The 16272-nt window shown below is 68.9% G+C and carries 15 protein-coding genes; 3 read left to right on the top strand and 12 right to left on the bottom strand.

Annotated elements, in window-relative coordinates; all coding sequences use genetic code 11:
- Position 1: 1 nt before the first annotated feature.
- Positions 2 to 346 carry a DUF3817 domain-containing protein gene (locus FHR38_RS29335; RefSeq protein WP_184538283.1) on the bottom strand — a complete coding sequence of 115 codons (345 nt, stop codon included), beginning with the start codon at positions 344 to 346 and terminating at the stop codon, positions 2 to 4.
- Positions 347 to 498: 152 nt separating this feature from the next.
- Here FHR38_RS29335 and FHR38_RS29330 point away from each other — a divergent pair, with 152 nt between their 5' ends.
- Entirely contained in the window at positions 499 to 1980 is a 1482-nt protein-coding gene (locus tag FHR38_RS29330) for a glutamate-cysteine ligase family protein (protein WP_184538280.1), read from the top strand.
- On the opposite strand, the gene FHR38_RS29325 is transcribed toward FHR38_RS29330, so the two are convergent.
- Together FHR38_RS29325 and FHR38_RS29320 are read right to left on the bottom strand one after the other, a co-directional pair.
- The gene (locus tag FHR38_RS29325; RefSeq protein WP_184538278.1) at positions 1915 to 3315 is read right to left on the bottom strand and encodes an APC family permease; all 1401 of its coding nucleotides are present in this window, start codon (positions 3313 to 3315) and stop codon (positions 1915 to 1917) included. The genes FHR38_RS29330 and FHR38_RS29325 overlap by 66 nt on opposite strands.
- A 29-nt stretch (positions 3316 to 3344) precedes the next feature.
- The gene (locus tag FHR38_RS29320) at positions 3345 to 3968 is read right to left on the bottom strand and encodes a DsbA family protein (RefSeq protein ID WP_184538276.1); all 624 of its coding nucleotides are present in this window, start codon (positions 3966 to 3968) and stop codon (positions 3345 to 3347) included.
- A gap of 106 nt (positions 3969 to 4074) precedes the next feature.
- Here FHR38_RS29320 and pdxR point away from each other — a divergent pair, with 106 nt between their 5' ends.
- A complete protein-coding gene (pdxR, locus tag FHR38_RS29315; protein WP_184538274.1) occupies positions 4075 to 5556 on the top strand; it encodes a MocR-like pyridoxine biosynthesis transcription factor PdxR in 1482 nt (493 codons plus the stop codon).
- A gap of 171 nt (positions 5557 to 5727) precedes the next feature.
- On the opposite strand, the gene FHR38_RS29310 is transcribed toward pdxR, so the two are convergent.
- From FHR38_RS29310 to FHR38_RS29295, 4 genes are all read right to left on the bottom strand, one after another.
- The gene (locus FHR38_RS29310) at positions 5728 to 7011 is read right to left on the bottom strand and encodes a citrate synthase (protein ID WP_184538272.1); all 1284 of its coding nucleotides are present in this window, start codon (positions 7009 to 7011) and stop codon (positions 5728 to 5730) included.
- 172 nt (positions 7012 to 7183) lie between these two features.
- Positions 7184 to 9253 (bottom strand): sulfatase-like hydrolase/transferase, encoded by a 2070-nt coding sequence (locus FHR38_RS29305; protein WP_184538270.1) that lies wholly within the window; start codon positions 9251 to 9253, stop codon positions 7184 to 7186.
- Complete coding sequence (locus FHR38_RS29300) at positions 9246 to 10697, bottom strand: class I SAM-dependent methyltransferase (protein ID WP_184538267.1); 1452 nt, start codon at positions 10695 to 10697, stop codon at positions 9246 to 9248. Before FHR38_RS29300 ends, FHR38_RS29305 begins: the two co-directional genes overlap by 8 nt.
- Before the next feature lie 14 nt (positions 10698 to 10711).
- On the bottom strand, positions 10712 to 10909 hold the full coding sequence (locus FHR38_RS29295) for a hypothetical protein (protein ID WP_184540519.1): 198 nt from the start codon (positions 10907 to 10909) through the stop codon (positions 10712 to 10714).
- Between the two features lie 139 nt (positions 10910 to 11048).
- Here FHR38_RS29295 and FHR38_RS29290 point away from each other — a divergent pair, with 139 nt between their 5' ends.
- Positions 11049 to 11465 (top strand): VOC family protein, encoded by a 417-nt coding sequence (locus FHR38_RS29290; protein ID WP_184538265.1) that lies wholly within the window; start codon positions 11049 to 11051, stop codon positions 11463 to 11465.
- A 27-nt stretch (positions 11466 to 11492) separates the two neighbouring features.
- Here FHR38_RS29290 and FHR38_RS29285 read toward each other — a convergent pair whose 3' ends face one another.
- The 5 genes from FHR38_RS29285 to FHR38_RS29265 all read right to left on the bottom strand — a co-directional run bounded on the left by FHR38_RS29285 (position 11493) and on the right by FHR38_RS29265 (position 16133).
- Positions 11493 to 12188 (bottom strand): helix-turn-helix transcriptional regulator, encoded by a 696-nt coding sequence (locus FHR38_RS29285; protein ID WP_184538263.1) that lies wholly within the window; start codon positions 12186 to 12188, stop codon positions 11493 to 11495.
- Positions 12189 to 12242: 54 nt separating this feature from the next.
- Complete coding sequence (locus tag FHR38_RS29280) at positions 12243 to 12725, bottom strand: GNAT family N-acetyltransferase (protein WP_184538261.1); 483 nt, start codon at positions 12723 to 12725, stop codon at positions 12243 to 12245.
- Positions 12726 to 12837: 112 nt separating this feature from the next.
- Positions 12838 to 14586: a CotH kinase family protein gene (locus FHR38_RS29275; RefSeq protein ID WP_246446787.1), complete on the bottom strand. Its 1749-nt coding sequence runs from the start codon at positions 14584 to 14586 to the stop codon at positions 12838 to 12840.
- Positions 14586 to 15263, bottom strand: a complete 678-nt coding sequence (locus FHR38_RS29270; protein ID WP_184538259.1) for a DUF4956 domain-containing protein — start codon at positions 15261 to 15263, stop codon at positions 14586 to 14588. The genes FHR38_RS29275 and FHR38_RS29270 overlap by 1 nt, the downstream gene beginning before the upstream one ends.
- Positions 15264 to 15269: 6 nt before the next feature.
- Positions 15270 to 16133: a polyphosphate polymerase domain-containing protein gene (locus tag FHR38_RS29265; RefSeq protein WP_184538257.1), complete on the bottom strand. Its 864-nt coding sequence runs from the start codon at positions 16131 to 16133 to the stop codon at positions 15270 to 15272.
- Positions 16134 to 16272: the final 139 nt, after the last annotated feature.

Genomic DNA, 16272 nt, shown 5'->3' with positions numbered 1-16272 from the left:
GTCAGCCGACCGCGATCCGGTCCGGCTCCGGCGTCGCACTCTCCGGCACCGTCAGCAGGCCTCGCCGCCGCGCCCAGCGTTCGAAGAGCAGGGTGGTGAAGGGCGGGATGGAGGCGAGCAACGCGACGGCGGTCACCGGCAGGGACCACCGGCCCAGCCGGGAAACCAGGAGGACCAGCACGCCATAGAAGACGAAGAGCGCACCGTGGATAGGGCCGAAGATCTTGACGCCGATCTCGTTCTCCGGCGGCCCGTACTTGACCACCATCGAAATCAGCAACGCCAGCCACGAGATCGCCTCAGCAATCGCCGCCACCACGAACAGCTTCATTGCCGTACGGCGCATGGATCCCTCCCGGATTCGTCGAATAATGATGTTATCCCCCCTCGTCATCGGCGTTGCGAGCTGGTCCAGCCGGCGCGTCCGACGGAAATATCCGACTGATCACACCTGACATGGCAATTTGGTGAATATCAACCAACAACCGGACGGTGGCCATGGGCGAGGACGTCGGCATTCAGACCTTCACCCGAGAGGATCGGGCCAGGCACCGACAGAAGGTCCACGCCTGTCTCGACGTCTTCGCCGAGATGCTCCGGGCGGCACGGTTCGAGTTCGACCGGCCGCTGACCGGGCTGGAGATCGAGCTGAACCTGGTCGACGAGCGGTCGATGCCGGCAATGCGCAACGCGGACGCGCTCGCCGCCATCGCCGACCCGAGTTTCCAGACCGAACTCGGGCAGTTCAACGTCGAGATCAACGTGCCACCGCGACAGTTGGCCGGCCGGGGCACCGCCGAATACGAGGAGAATGTCCGCGCCAGCCTCAACGCAGCCGAGGAGAAGGCGCGCGCGGTCGGCACCCGAATGGTCATGATCGGCATCCTGCCGACGCTGGAGGCGGAACACCTGACCGCGCAGACCCTCTCAGCCAATCCGCGCTACGCACAGCTCAACGAGCAGATCTTCGCCGCTCGGGGCGAGGACCTACAGATCCGGATCGACGGGGTGGACCGGCTGGAGACGACAGCCGACACCATCACCCCGGAGGCAGCCTGCACCAGTACGCAACTCCATCTCCAGGTCAGCCCGGCGCAGTTCGCCGCGTACTGGAACGCCGCCCAGGTCGTCTCCGGGGTCCAGATCGCCCTCGGTGCCAACTCACCGTTCCTGTTCGGCCGGGAGCTGTGGCGAGAGACCCGCATCCCGCTGTTCGAACAGGCCACCGACACTCGGCCGGAGGAGATCAAGGCCCAGGGCGTACGGCCCCGGGTCTGGTTCGGCGAACGCTGGATCAACTCGGTGTTCGACCTGTTCGAGGAGAACGTCCGTTACTTCCCGGCCCTGCTGCCGGTCTGCGACGACGAAGATCCGGCGCAGACCCTCGCCCAGGGTGGGATCCCCGCCCTGTCCGAGTTACGCCTGCACAACGGCACGGTGTACCGGTGGAACCGACCGGTCTACGACGTGGTCGACGGCCGGCCCCATCTGCGGGTGGAGAACCGGGTGCTGCCAGCCGGCCCCACCGTGGTCGACACCATCGCCAACAGCGCCTTCTACTTCGGCCTGGTACGGACATTGGCCGAGGCCGAGCGTCCGCTCTGGTCGCGAATGTCGTTCAGCGCCGCTGAGGAGAACTTCCACGCCTGCGCCCGACACGGCATGGCCGCCCGGGTCTACTGGCCCCACCTGGGCTACCTACCGGTCACCGAGTTGGTGCTGCGCCGCCTGCTACCGATGGCCCAGCAGGGCCTGGCCGGGTGGGGGCTGGTCACCGCGGAACGGGATCGACTACTGGGCATCATCGAGCAGCGGTGCCTCACCGGGCGGAACGGGGCAAGTTGGCAGGTGGCGACGCTACGCCGGCTGCTGGATGCCGGAAACATGGACCGGCGAGCCGCCCTGCGCGAGGTGTTACACCGCTACATCCCGCTCATGCACAGCAACCGTCCGGTCCACGAGTGGCCGGTGGCCGGCTGACCCGTTGGTGCGATCAGTGGGTGGGGACACCCCGGGTAGCGGCGCGGCAGTCTCGGATCGCGACATGACAGGTTGCGGCGCAGCAGTTTCGAGTTCCGGCGACCCGGATCGCCGCCGGCGGGCGTAGAGCAGGGCGGCGACGCTGACCGCCAGCGTCCAGAGGACGTACACCCCGGTCATGACCAGCAGCGCCGAGACGGCGACGAGCGACACGACCGCCGCTCGTCGAGACCAACTGCCAACCGGAAGCAGGCGCACCGCCGCAGCCGCGCCCAGGACGTACACCAGGGTGAACGACCCGCTGGTGAGCTGCACGGACAGCCCGGGACCGATGCCGGTGCCGGCCACCCCGGCCAGGGCCAGCGCGGAGAGCAGACCGAGCACCGCCAGGCTGCGTCGGGGAACCTGCCCCGGCGCGCTGCCCTGCGCGAACCAGCCGGGCAGCGCGCCGTCGCGGCCCAGAGCGGCCCCCAGCCGGGCTGCTCCGGCGAAGTAGGCGTTCATCGTGCCGATGGTCAGCAGCAGCGCGACGAGCGCGGTCAGCACCCGCACCTCACCGCCGACCCCGATGGCGAGCAGGTGCGCCAACGGTGCCTCGGTGGAGCCGGTGTCCGCACCGAGCACCAGCAGACTCGTGCCGGCTACCCCCAGGTAGAGCACACCGACCACGACCAGGGCGATGCCCGTGGCCCGGGGCAGGTCCCGGGCCGGACGACGAAAGTCGGCGGCCAGCGAGGTGACCGCCTCCCACCCGGCGAAACCCCAGACGAGCACGGCAGCAGCCGAACCGACGGCGAGCCAGCCGTGCGGCGCGAAGGGCTCCAGGTTGTCCCACCGGGCATGGGGCAACGCCGTGACCGTGGCGACCAGCAACAGCGCGGCCAACAGGCCGGCGAGGACGAGTTGCAACCGACCAGAGATTCGCAGGCCACCGACGTTGGTGACGGTGACCGTCGCGATGACCAGGGCCGCGGTGAGCAGGACCGTCCGACGGTCACCACCGAACGCCTCCGCGACGTACGCTCCGGCGAACATCGCGGCGGCCGGCGCGCCAGTGGGCACCGCGAAGTAGAAGCACCATCCCACCACCGTGGCCGCCCGCGCACCGAACGCCCGCCGCACGTAGGTGGCGACCCCACCGGTGTCGGCGTACCGGGTGCCGAGCGCCGCGAAGGTGGCGGCGAGCGGCACGGAGAGCGCGATCATCGCGATCCAGGCCAGGATGGACGCCGGACCGGCGATCTGCGCCGCGAGAGCCGGCAGGGCGATCACACCCGTGCCGAGTACGGCTCCAATCGACAGCGCCGCCCCCTGCGGCACGGTCATTCGGCTCATGTCCTGCCCGTTTCGTGGTCGGCGGGTGGTCACTCGAAGCTCGGCGAGCGGGTACGGGTGCGCTTCAGTTCGAAGAACCCGTCGGTGCCGGAGACCAGCAGCACGCCGTCCCACAGCTTTCCGGCCGCCTCCCCCCGGGGCGTCGGGGTGACCACCGGTCCGAAGAATGCGATCGACCGGCCGTCCGGACCGGGAGTGTGGATCACCGGGGTCCCGACCTCGTCGCCCACCGGGTCCATTCCCGCGTGGTGGCTGGCGAGCAGGGCCGGGTCGTGATCGGCCGTCTCGGCGGCGTCGGCGAGTTCGGTGGCCAGCCCGAGTTCGGTGAGCACCTCGACATAGAGGTCACGGTCGACCGGCGCCTTCCCGTGGTGGATTCGGGTGCCGAGCGCGGTGTAGAGGTCACGCAGTATGTCGTTGCCGTGCTTCTGCTCGGCGGCGATCGCGAGCCGTACCGGCCCCCAGCCCCGGCTGAGGAACTTCTGGTACCACTCGGGCAGGCCGGTACGTCCGGCGTTGAGCATGGAGAGGCTCATGACATGGAAGCGCACCTGCACGTCCCGGACCTGCTCCACCTCCAGTAACCATCGCGAGGTGATCCAGGCCCAGGGGCAGATCGGGTCAAACCACATGTTGGCGACGGTCAACGTCATCCTCCTCGAGGCAGCGGGGTGCGACGCGGATCAGCCTAGGAGCTGGATTGGCGCGGCATCAGATCCAATTTCCGGCTATCAGATTGGGCCAATGTAGGTTGGTCCGGTGGACATCCACATCACCCTCGCCGGCCGGGGCGACCTGACCGCCCGGATCTACCGGCAGCTTCTCGACGCGATCCTGGACGGTCGGCTCCGCGCGGGCGAACGGCTGCCCCCGACCCGGGAGTTGGCCCGACACCTGGCCGTCTCCCGCAACACCGTCGCCGCCGCCTACGACCGGCTCACCGCCGAGGGTTTCCTGGTCGGCCGGGTCGGTGCGGGCACCTTCGTCTGTGACGAGGCCGCCGACCGGATACCCGACCGCAGCGCCCCGAGCGGTGGTGCGGTCACTCCCCGACAGCTCTGGCGTGCCATGCCCGCCCCGCCCGGCCCGGCCCGGGGCACTCCGGACTTCAACTTCGACGTGGGCATCCCGGACCCGCACCTGTTTCCGCTGGAGAGCTGGCGCCGGATCGTCGCCGGCGAGCTACGCATCGGTGCCCTGTCGCCTACCAGCTACGGCGACCCATCCGGGCACCCCGCCCTGCGTACGGCGATCGCCCGCCACATCGGCGTCTCCCGGTCCGTACGGGCCGGAGCCGACGACGTGCTGGTGACGCAGGGCGCCCAGCAGGCGTTGGACCTCGTCGGCCGAATCCTGATCGAGCCGGGTGACTGCGTGGCGGTCGAGGAACCGGGCTACCGGGCGGCCCGCCTCCTGTTCCAGTCCCTGGGTGCCCGGATCGTCGGGGTGCCGGTCGACGGCGAAGGGCTGGACGTGTCGGCCCTGCCGGCCGAGGCCCGGCTGGTCTACACCACGCCGTCGCATCAGTTCCCGCTGGGTGTCCCCATGTCCCTGCGTCGCCGGTCGGCGTTGCTCGCCTGGGCGAAACGGAACGGGGCGGTGATCGTCGAGGACGACTACGACAGCGAGTTCCGCTTCGCGGACCGGCCCCTGGAACCGTTACAGGCCCTCGACCAGGACGGCCGGGTCGTCTACGTCGGCTCCTTCTCCAAGGTCATGCTGCCGACCCTGCGGCTCGGTTTCCTGGTGGCCCCGACCGCGCTGCGCACCGCCCTGCGGACCGCCAAACAGTTGACCGACTGGCACGGCGACCAGCACACCCAGGGGGCAATGGCCCGCTTCATCGACGAGGGCCTGTTGGCCCGACACCTGCGCCGGGCCAACAAGGAGTACGCGGCCCGGCATGGCCTGATCCACCGGATCCTGCGACGGGACTTCGCCGACTGGCTCGAACCGGTTCCCTCCGCCGCCGGGCTGCACCTGTGCGCCCTGCTCCGGCCGGGTGTCCCGATGGAGCTGGCCGGGGTGGTCCGCCAGGCTGCTCAGGCCGGGGTCCGGGTACGCGACCTCGACGACTACCGCACCGGGGTGGGCCGCAGCGATGACGGTGGGACGACGCCGGGTGGCGCACCGACAGACGCCCGACCGGGGTTGGTGCTCGGGTACGGCGCGATCCCCCTGGATCGCATCGCACCGGGACTGCGGCGGCTCGCGGCGAGTTGTCGAGCCGGTTGTCCCTGACCCGTCCGGCGATCCGGGAACAGCCCACTGCGGCCGGACAGCGGCACCGCCGGGTCGATAACGGCGGCCGGGGCGAGACGACGACGGCCGCCGACCCGGGTGGGGTCGACGGCCGTCCTGCGGGCCGACTCAGCGTGGGTCGGTCAGCGTGGGTCGGTCAGCGCTGGTCGGTCAGCGCTGGTCGAGCGGCACGTAGTCGCGCTCGTCCGCGCCGGTGTAGATCTGCCGCGGGCGACCGATCTTGGTCTCCGGGTCGGAGATCATCTCGCGCCACTGGGCGATCCAGCCGGGCAGCCGGCCGAGCGCGAAGAGCACGGTGAACATCTTCGTCGGGAAACCCATGGCCTTGTAGATCAGACCGGTGTAGAAGTCGACGTTCGGGTAGAGCCGACGGGAGACGAAGAAGTCGTCCGCCAGGGCGATCTCCTCCAGCTGCATCGCGATGTCCAGCAGCGGGTCCGGCTTGGCCATCCGGGAGAGCACGTCCTGCGCGGCCTTCTTCACGATCGCGGCGCGCGGGTCGTAGTTCTTGTAGACCCGGTGACCGAAGCCCATGAGCTTGACGCCCTGCTCCCGGTCCTTGACCCGACGGACGAAGGACTGCACGTCCCCGCCCTCGACCCGGATCCGCTCCAGCATCTCCAACACCGCTTGGTTGGCACCACCGTGCAACGGCCCGAAGAGCGCGTTGACACCGGCGGAGACCGAGGCGAAGAGGTTGGCGTTGCTGGACCCGACCAGCCGCACCGTGGAGGTGGAGCAGTTCTGCTCATGGTCGGCGTGCAGGACGAAGAGCATGTCCAGCACCTTGGCCATCACCGGGTCGACCTCGTACTCCTCCGCCGGCACGCCGAACGTCATCCGGAGGAAGTTCTCGACGTAACCCAGCGAGTTGTCCGGATAGAGCATCGCCTGTCCGATGGACTTCTTGTAGGCGTACGACGCGATCGTCGGCACCTTGGCCATCAGCCGGATCGTGGAGATCTCCACGTGCTCCTGGTCGAACGGGTCCAGGCTGTCCTGGTAGAAGGTGGAGATCGCGCTCACCGCGGAGGAGAGCACCGCCATCGGGTGCGCGTCACGCGGGAAACCGTCGAAGAACCGACGCATCTCCTCGTGCAACAGCGAGTGCCGACGGATCCGCTCGGCGAAGTCCGCGAGCTGCTGCTCGGTGGGCAGCTGGCCGTAGGCCAGCAGGTAGGAGACCTCCAGGAAGGACGACTTCTCGGCCAACTGCTCGATGGGGTAGCCACGGTAGCGCAGAATGCCCGCATCGCCGTCGATGTAGGTGATCTCTGAGGAGCACGCGGCGGTGTTGACGAAGCCAGGGTCGTAGGTGACGAGCCCGGTCTCCTTCAACAACTTGCCGACGCCGATGCCCGACGGGCCTTCGACGGCGGGCTGCACCGGCATCGAAAGTTGCCCTTGGGGGTGCTCGAGCTTTACTTCCGTCATCTAATCCTCGCTTCGCCGGCAAAATTTTCACTGAATTGCCTTCGCTTTTACCGTAATAACCGGTCGCTGCCTACCTCCTGCCATGGCTTCGGGGTGAGGGATGCGTCACCCTACGGGTGATCACGCCCGCGCAGCGGGCGGCACTGGCTAGGAACGCGGCATGCCGCGTTGGTCACAGGCGCAGCCGACGCAGGGTCGCCTGGTCGTCGGTCAGCTCGAAGAGTTCGAGCTGGTTGACCCCCGGGTTGTACAGCGCGTCGTCGCCGACAAGAGCGGCGAACCGGCGGCCTCCCGGGTCGGGTGCGACGACCGGGACGATCGCCCCGATCCGGCCGTTGACGGCGACCGCCAACCGGGTACCGTCCGGCACCGTCGCGGGTACGGTGCCGTGCAGCAGCACCGGTAGCTTTCCCTCCGCCGGGTCGACCCGGCGCAGCGCGGCGAGGTTGGTGACCCGGGCGGACACACCGGTCTCGACCACCTCGAAGTCGGTCACGGCCCGGCCGAGCAGTTCCGACCGGCTGGTCCGGGGCGGGACCGTGGCGCCGACGACCGCCGTGAAGGCCGCCGGACCGGGTATCGCGATACGTTTGCCCGGCTGGTCGTAGTAGTACTTCTCCGACCGGTCCCGGCCACCGCCTGTTGCCGACACGCCGTCGACCCGCCAGGGCACTTCGACGTCGACCAGGTCGGCGATGGTCGGCAGCAGATCGACGTGCTCCCAGTTACGATCATCCACCCGACCGACCCGCTGGCCCGGCTCCTTGACGAACATCGGCACCCACAGCACCTCACCCGGTGATCTGCGTACCGAGTCCAGACCCCGGCCCTGGGCCTGCGGGGTGAAGCTCACCCCATGGTCGGCGGTGACCACTACCAGGGCCTCGTCCAGACCGCCGGTCTCCTCCAGGGTGCGCAGGGTCTCGCCGATCAACCTGTCGGTGTAGCCGAGTTGGGCAAGATGACGGTCCCGGGCCAGGGTCACCCAGCCGGTACCGTCGTTGGGCAGGTCGGGCGGTGCGTCGTAGCGGACCCCGGAGGGCAGGTAGCTCCACGGGCTGTGCGGCATCAACAGGTGCAGGAAGTCCAGGGTCGGGCGGACCGAGGTGCGACCCGCCCGCAACCCGGCGAGAAAGTCGGTGAACCGCGCCGGCTGGTTGTCGTCGAGGGTGTCCCACCGGAACCGGGGATCGGTCGGTGCGGTTTGCTGGCGGTCGCGTTCGGCCTCCTGCCGGGGCACCTCCCGGTAGGAGGAGGTCGGATCGCGGTCGTCGTCGGTCGGTGAAAGCACCTGGCCGAGCAGACCGGCACCCTCGCGCAGCAGCGTGGGCAGCACCGGGCCGGCCGAGGCGCTCCGGGCGCACCGGCTGGGCGGGCAGAGTTGGGCGATGCTCTCCTGGGCCCGGATGTCGTACCGGCCGCCGAGCAGGGTGAACAGGTTGTCCGGGTACCGCGAGTAGTGCGGCGCGCCGGCGACGGTCGGGTAACGGCCGGTCAGCATCGCCGGCAGGGCGTACGGCGTCCAGCCACTCACTCCGGTGGCGTTGCGATACCAGGTCGACTGTCCGGCCAGCCGGGCGAAGTGCGGGAAACGGTCCGCGTCGACCCGCCCGTCCGGCCCGAGCAACGAGACCAGCGGCAGCTCGTCCAGCACGATCAGCACTACCGGTGGATGACCGGCCGACCGGGCGGCGCCGGGCCCCGAGCCACCCCGTTCGCGCGGCAGCACCACCGCCGAGGCCGGCGAGACGAGGACGAAGAGCAGAACGAAGATCAGCGGTCCGGCCGAGGCGAACCGGAGCAGTTGCCCCGGCGCCGACCAGCGCCGATGGGCGTACCCACCGGCCGTACCGAGCGCGACGGCGGCCAACACCAGCGGCACGCCCCGCAGTGGCAACAGGTGTTTGCCCACCTGGAGGGCGAGCGCGGTGAGCAGTAACCCGACGGTCGCGGTGTGGGTGGCGGCCCGTACCGCTGGCCCGGCCAGCCGGGTGAGCGCACCGATTCCCCACAGGACAAGCGGTGGCGGCAGCACGCATGCCGCCACGAAGAGCAGCACGTCCCGGCCGGCAGCACCGTGGAAGAGGAAGAAGTCCGGGCTGCGCCCGGTGACGTCGAGCAACGGCTGGGTGATCACCAGACCACACAGCGCCACGATCTCCAGCGCGGCCCGTCGCTCGGTGAGCCGACGCGCCGGGGCCGACCCGGCACCGCCGATCAGGTCGGCCGCCGCCTCAGCCACGCGGGACCCCGACGTAGAGGGTACGGGTCCCCGACGGCAACTCCTCCCGCCGGATGATCTCGCACCGTTGCCCGAGTAGCCGCTCGAACTCGTCGCGCCGGTAGTCGGGGAAGAGTCCAGCGGGTTTGTTGGCCAGGAGTCGCTGCGCCATCGGGTCCTGCGGGTGCACGAACTCGACCACCAACCGGCCGCGTCGGCCGGCGCTGGCCAGGAACCCGACCAGCCAGTCGACCACCGCGCCCAGCGGTACGTTACGTCCGATGGCCAAATGGTGCACGACCGCCAGGGCCAGTACGGCGTCCGCCCGGGCCCGGGTGGCGAACGACGCCCGTTCCGTCCCCCGCCAACCGCCACCCGGGGACGGGTCGGCCAGGTCCACCACCAGCGGTAGGATCCGGGTTTCCTGGTCGGCGCGCAACCGCTGGTACAGCTGGTCGACGACGGCCGGATCGCTCTCCGCCGCGACCACGTAACCGGCGTGGCGTGCGGCTATCCGGGCGTAGGTACCGTCGTTGCTGCCGAGGTCGAGGACGAGCTTCGACCGGCCCGCCTCGGCCAGCGCGGCGTCGACGAAGCGTTCCTTGCGCGTCCGGTCGTCCGGCGAGTAGCCGCAGGTCTGCTGGTAGTCCGACCAGTGACTGGCCGGCGGCTGCCAGTCCAGCCGGCGGACCAGCTTGTCGACGGCACGGACGATGGCGAGCACCAGTTCCCGTGAGAAGCCGGCCACCCGCAGTTGCTCACGTACCTGCCCGGTGCTGGTGCCGGCATTGCGGGCCTGCATCGCGTCGTGCAGGTGGACGTGTTTGAACACTCCGGCCGAGAACCGGCGGGTGCCGCCGAAGAGTTTGCGCATCTGCCCGGCTTCGACACCGTCGATCCGGGCCCGAAGCCAGGGCTGGAAGTCGATGCCGAGATGCGCCTGGAGCATCAGCGGATAGAGCATCGTCTGGCAGAACTGGCGATAGCCGGCCCAGGGTTCACCGTCGCGGGCCGGCTCGAAGGAGCCGACGTCGATAAAGACCGGGTTGGCCCCGCGCCACTGGAGGTTGTAGGCCGAGCCGTCCTTGGTGGTGAAGCCGGCCGGTAGCGCGGACCGCAGGATCTCCAGGTGCAGCAGCGCCGCGTCGCGCAACATGGCGAAGGACCACTCGTACGGGTAGGAGACGAACGGAATGCGTTCGTGTCGCAACACCGTGGTCCAGCCGGTCGAGGCGGCCGACGGCATCGTCGCCGCCTCGGCGGTCTCGGTGCCACAGACCTTGCCGGCGGCCAACAGCGGTGGAAAGAAGTCGCTGGCCGCCAGGGCCTGCCAGTCCTCGGCCGCGCTCGGCCCGAGCCCGCGAAGTACCTGCTCACCGGCGTAGAAGATTCGGTTGGTGGGATCACGGAAGGATCCGGGCTCCGGTCGAGGGCCGGTATCGGGCGCGGACGAGCGGGGTAGCATCCGACGACCTCGCCTCAGTCCTGCTGGTTGGCAGCCGGCGGCTTGCGGAACCGGGCCACCAGGCGACGCCAGTAGAGCCGGGTCGCCACCGCCACCCCGGCTACGCCGCCGACCACCGCCTGCACGATGAGACTGCCAGATCCCGCGTCAAGATAGGCCAGGTCCATCGGAGCCACCTCCTTCCAGTCACTTGTCCGCACCTCGCCGGACATGTCCTGAACAGTCGGACTTGGAGTGCCGATAACCACACCGTACGCCGGGAAACGTCGCGCCACAGAGGCACGCACGAACCGGTCCCGGGTGTCCGATTCCTTCAAGACGGCCCAGGCCAGCAGGGCTTACGGTCGACACATGGCACCTCGAATGGATCTCATCGGCCTGGCTGTCGCCGACATGGGCCGCTCCCTCGCCTTCTACCGCCGTCTCGGGCTGGACATCCCGGCCAGCGCCGACACCGAGCAGCATGTAGAGGTGACCCTGCCCGGCGGACTCCGCATGGCCTTCGACACCTTCGACGTCATCCGGTCCTTCTATCCGGGCTGGACCCCGCCACCGAGTGACGGCAGCGCCGGCGGGTCGAGCCTCGCCTTCGCCTGTGACAGCCCAGCGGAGGTGGACGCGGTGTACGCCGAGCTGACCAAGGCCGGCTATCACGGCGAGCTCACACCATGGGACGCGTTCTGGGGACAGCGGTACGCGGTGCTGCACGACCCGGATGGCAACGGGGTGGACCTCTTCGCCGCCAACCCGACCCCGCCGGCTGGCTAGCCGCCGCCGGCGACCCTGGGCACCCGGCTAGCCGCCGGCCAGGAGCACCCCGATTGGTACGCCGGCCAGGGCCCGCACCTCCCGAGACAGGTGCGGCTGGTCGGCGTACCCGGTCCGGACGGCGACCTCGACGGCGGGCACCCCGGCCCGGGCCAGCGCCAGGGCCCGTTGCATCCGCCGGATCCGGGCCAGAGTCTTCGGACCGTAACCGAACAGAGCCTGGCAGCGGCGGTGCAGTTGACGACTGCCGAGGTCGAGCGCATCGGCAATGGCGGTGACACCGGCTCCGGCATCGAGCCGGGCGACCACGGCAGCGGCGAGCGAATCGGGGCCCCCGTTCGCACACAGCCGGTCGTACGCGACCGACTCCAGAAGCCGGCCGGGATCGACCAGGCCCGCCGCTCGATCCTCCAGTTTCCGGACCAGCGGCGCGGCCCACACCTCCGCCAGCGGAACCCGCCGGTCCCGCAACTCGTACGCCGGCACGCCGAACACGGCCGGTCCGGTGCCGGGCGGGAACCGGAGTCCGACGTACCGCTCCCCCGGCACGCTGGTGGTCACCTCCGCGATGGTGTCCGGTCCGGCCACCAACAGGCCACGGCTACTGGACCAGATCAGGTCGAGGCAGCCGTCGGGCAGCACCCGGCCCGGCCTTGCCTCGTCCGGCGCGGTGTTCCACCACAACACCGCGCCCGCCACCCGGGACCCCGTTTCCCGATACACGCGCCCAGCCTGCCAGTACGGCTCAGCGACCAGGACCCGACCCCGGTGCGGTGGTCACCAGCCGGATTCCGGCGGTCCGGGTTCGTCGAGCACCTTGACCATGAGCATGTCGGCCGGCCCGAAACCCGCTCGTTCGTAGAACGGGACCGACTTCTCGGTCGGGCTGAGCACCACCCGGGCGAACCGGTTTCTGCTGGCATGATCCAGAAGGGTGGCGACGAGCCTCCGCCCGAGGCCCCGATTCCGGTACGCCCTGAGCACGAACGCGTTACCGAGATAGCCCCATCGACCCGGGGCGCACCCGGGTCTCGGCATCCGGTCGAAGACGGCCAGGTTCACCATGCCCACCACCCGGCCGTCGACCTCCGCCAGCCACGTGATGCGGCGGCTCGACTCGCTCGCGTACCAGGTGGCGAAGCGTTGCTCGAACTCTGGATCGTCGCGGCCACCGCGCTCTTCCTCGGTCCACTCACGACGGAGGCGGGCAATGGCCGGAAGGTCCGCCTCGTGGGCACGCCGGATCGATGAGTGCCCCATTCGGTACCGCCTCCGCCGAGATCGATCATTGGACGGGAGCATAGATGCCGAGCGCTGGACAGCGCACCGGGCCGGTCCACCGTCGATGTCGGCGGACCGGCCCGCGAAGGCGCTATCCCTTACTGATCACCTCATTCTTGGCGAGGCTCTCGGTGCGCTGCTTGACGATCGTTCGCAGCTGCTCGGCCTCGGTGCTCCCGGTCTCTGCCTGGTAGCCATCCACTGTGGCCATCACGGCGGTGATCCCGTCGATGATCTCCAGCGCCCGACCACTGCCGTACAACTGCTGGTACAGCTCACGATAGGCACTCTCGTAGACCTCGGTGAAGGCGTCGTTCGCCAGGAACCGCTCCTTGAGCGCATGCCCCATGGTGGGCCCGGTCCGCCGGCCGTCCGCGCCCTGCGGTGCCGCCCCGTCGTCGCCCGCCCCCGGTGGCGTCCCCTCCGGACGCTGACCCGGGAATCCCTCCGGAAGCTGGGGAGGTGCCCCGTCAGGAACCTGTCCGGTGGCGTCACCACCACCGGGCGGGCGACCCATCCCACCACGCATACCCCCCATCGAGCCCGCGTCGTGCGGGCCCTGGGTGGCACTGCCGCTGAAGGCGAGATTGTGGTCCCAGCTGATCACGCTGAACTTCTTCGTGGTCAGGTCGTACCAGAGGTAGTAGTTGCGCCCGGGTCCCGCCATGTCGTCGAAGTTGAGCAGCAGGTTCTGCATCGCGACGTAACGGGCGAACGACTCCACGTCCACGTGCTCGGCGAGCCTGGCCGCGAACTCCTCGTCGCTGGCCTCGGTGACCCACTTGACCAGGTTGATCACCGGTTGCAGGTCCTGACTGCCCTTCTTGTTGATCTGCTTGAAGTCGTCCTGGTAGTCGACCGGGTCCTCACCCTGGTATTCGAACCGGCTGGTGCTCAGCGACTTGTACAACACCCCCGGTGAGTCGAACTGGTCGGCGAAGTGCTCGTCGGGATGTTCCACGATCAGACGGGCGGTGGTGGGCCGGTCGTTGACCGTGAACGAGCTGTACGCGTACCGCTGCGCCGGCTCCCCCGCGACGTTGAACAGGGACAACGCCAGCGCCTCGTTGAGCACGGTGGCTCCGCCCCCCATGCCGGCGACCCGTACCGCGATCTCCTGGTGCCCCTGGTAGCGGCGGCCATCGACGAACTCGTCAAAGCTGATCAACCATGGCAGGTCCTCGGGCTCCTCGGCCGCGAGCGACGCTCCTCCGCCTGGCCCCGCGCCGCCCGGACGTTGTCCACCACCGGCCGGTGCTCCCTCGCCACCCTGCTGAGGCTGCCCATCCTGCTGAGGCTGCCCATCGGGCATCCCTGCCCCGGGCTGGCCACCGCCGGGCATACCGCCACCCGGCATACCACCACCGGGAGGACCACCTTCGCCCTGGCTCTGCCGCGCTTCGCCGTCCCGGGTCAGCCCCCGCAACGTGGAGTTGCCCTTGAGGCGGATTCCCACACTCGGCACGGCGGTCCCGTCGATCATCAGATCCGCCTCGACGTAATCCTTCTCGCCGTTGGCGAAGTATCCGTCGAGCATCCGCTGGTAGTCGGCATCGCGGAAGGTCAACGAGATGCTGTGCGCGGTGGTCGAGTCGAACAGGTCCTGCCGGCCGGCGAGGTCGACCGTCACCGCGTCGCCGCCCTCGTCACTGGCACTGCTGACGTACGGCCGGATCCGGTCACTACCGAACACCAGGGTCAGGACGGTCAGGAAGGCGACGCAGACCGTCAACAGCTTCCAGTAGTGCCGCACCCGTAGCGGAATCCGGTGTTTCAGCCGCCGAACCATCGAGCGTCGGACCGGCCGGGGCATGGATGCCGCCGACAGTGGTGCCGGCATCACAGATCCGTCTGGTCGTAGCCGGTCAGGACCGTCACCCGCTGTCCGGCTGTCCGCTCGCTCAACGCCGAGATCAGCTCACCGGGCTTGACACCCTTCTTGAGTCGTACGGTGTAGAGCAGTTCGGTCAGCGCCCCGCCACGGATGGACTCCAGGCTCACCAACTCGAATTCCGAGGTGTGCCGCAACAACACGTCCTGGATATCGTTGGTGTAGTCCCCGTCCGGCGGCACCTGCACCTTGACCACCTGCCGCTGCACGTTCAGCTGGAACCAACTGAACCGGTACATCACCAGAATGACCAGGCCGATCGCCACGGCCGCGATGACCGCCAGGGTGTAGAAACGGGTGCCGCAGGCCATTCCGACGCCCATCACGAGGAAGATGAACCCGACATCCCGGGTCTCCTTGATCGCGTTACGGAACCGCACCACGGACAACGCGCCGACCAGAGCGAAGGCACGGGCGATGTTCGAGCCGACCACCAACATGATCAGCGAAACCAGCATCCCGAGGATGACCAGGGTCTGGACGTACGACTGACTGTAGGAGACGTTACGGTGGGTGGCCCGGTAGATCCAGCCGATCACCGAGCTGAGCACGAACGACAGGGCGAGCGCGATCGCGATGTCGCCGACACTGAACGTGCCGGAAAGGTCCTGGATGTTGAAGTCCATTGCTGCTTATCCCTCGCCTCGGGAAACCACCGGCGACAGTTCGTCGCTGGCATCATCGGAAATGTGGAAGATCGATCGCGGGGCGCGGTCGAACGTTTCGATGCTCTGGCAGTACTTCGAGACCCGCACCACCGACAGGTTCGTGCGGGCCGCCAGATCGGTCAGCCAATAGGGAACCCGTTCGTTCGCCTTCACCTCCATGATCGATTTCGACGGCGGAACGATGAACCGGTTCTCCGCGTCCGCTCCCAGGTGGAAGTCCCGGTCCCGGCCCCGCACCCGGTGGTCCAGGGTCACCCGCAGGCCCAGCTCCGATCCCTGGCCGATGAAGGCCTGCCGCTGGTAGCCGGTCATCGCCACCGGCCGGAGATCCAGGCCCGACACCAGGCCGAGCACCTCCTCCAGGAACGCGGCCTGGGCCGGGGCATGGTCGACCATCGTCCGCTCGTCGCAGAGCTGCCGGGCCAGCTGGTACGGCAGGGCCACCCGACGCTTCTGGGTAACCCGGTTGACCCGCTGCTTTATCTCGACATAGACGGTGGTGTCGTCGTCTATGCCGAACCGGTCGCCATAGTGGCGGACCCGAAGTTTGCGACGGAACCGCAGTCCTTCGATCTTCTCCCAGTAGAAGCGCAGCCGGGTGGTGTCGTAGTAGACGCTCCACACGCCGTATCCGCCGTTGGCACCGTGGCTGTCCCGATCCATCCGCTCTTCCAACGCGCCCCGCAATGCCGGCACCGCCGCCGCATCCACCAGGTACTTGACCTCGTACCGGTTGAAGGCATGCAGCTTGCTGGGCGCGCGTAGGGCATGACCGGAATGATCAGCACCCGATCCGGCTGGCAGCGCCGTTCCTCTCTCGTGGGTCACGAGGAGTAAAAAAACCCTGCCAACATGGAAACCAGCTCGGAACGAGCTGTGAAGACCTGTGAACCGGACGGTTGCCCGCTGGCGACGTCGCTACCCGGTATCCCGGGATGTTCGGCACGACAGAGTGGTCGCGGATCAG

The organism is Micromonospora polyrhachis (assembly GCF_014203835.1).
Lineage (GTDB): Bacteria > Actinomycetota > Actinomycetes > Mycobacteriales > Micromonosporaceae > Micromonospora_H > Micromonospora_H polyrhachis.
This window is presented reverse-complemented; position numbering and strand designations above follow the sequence as displayed.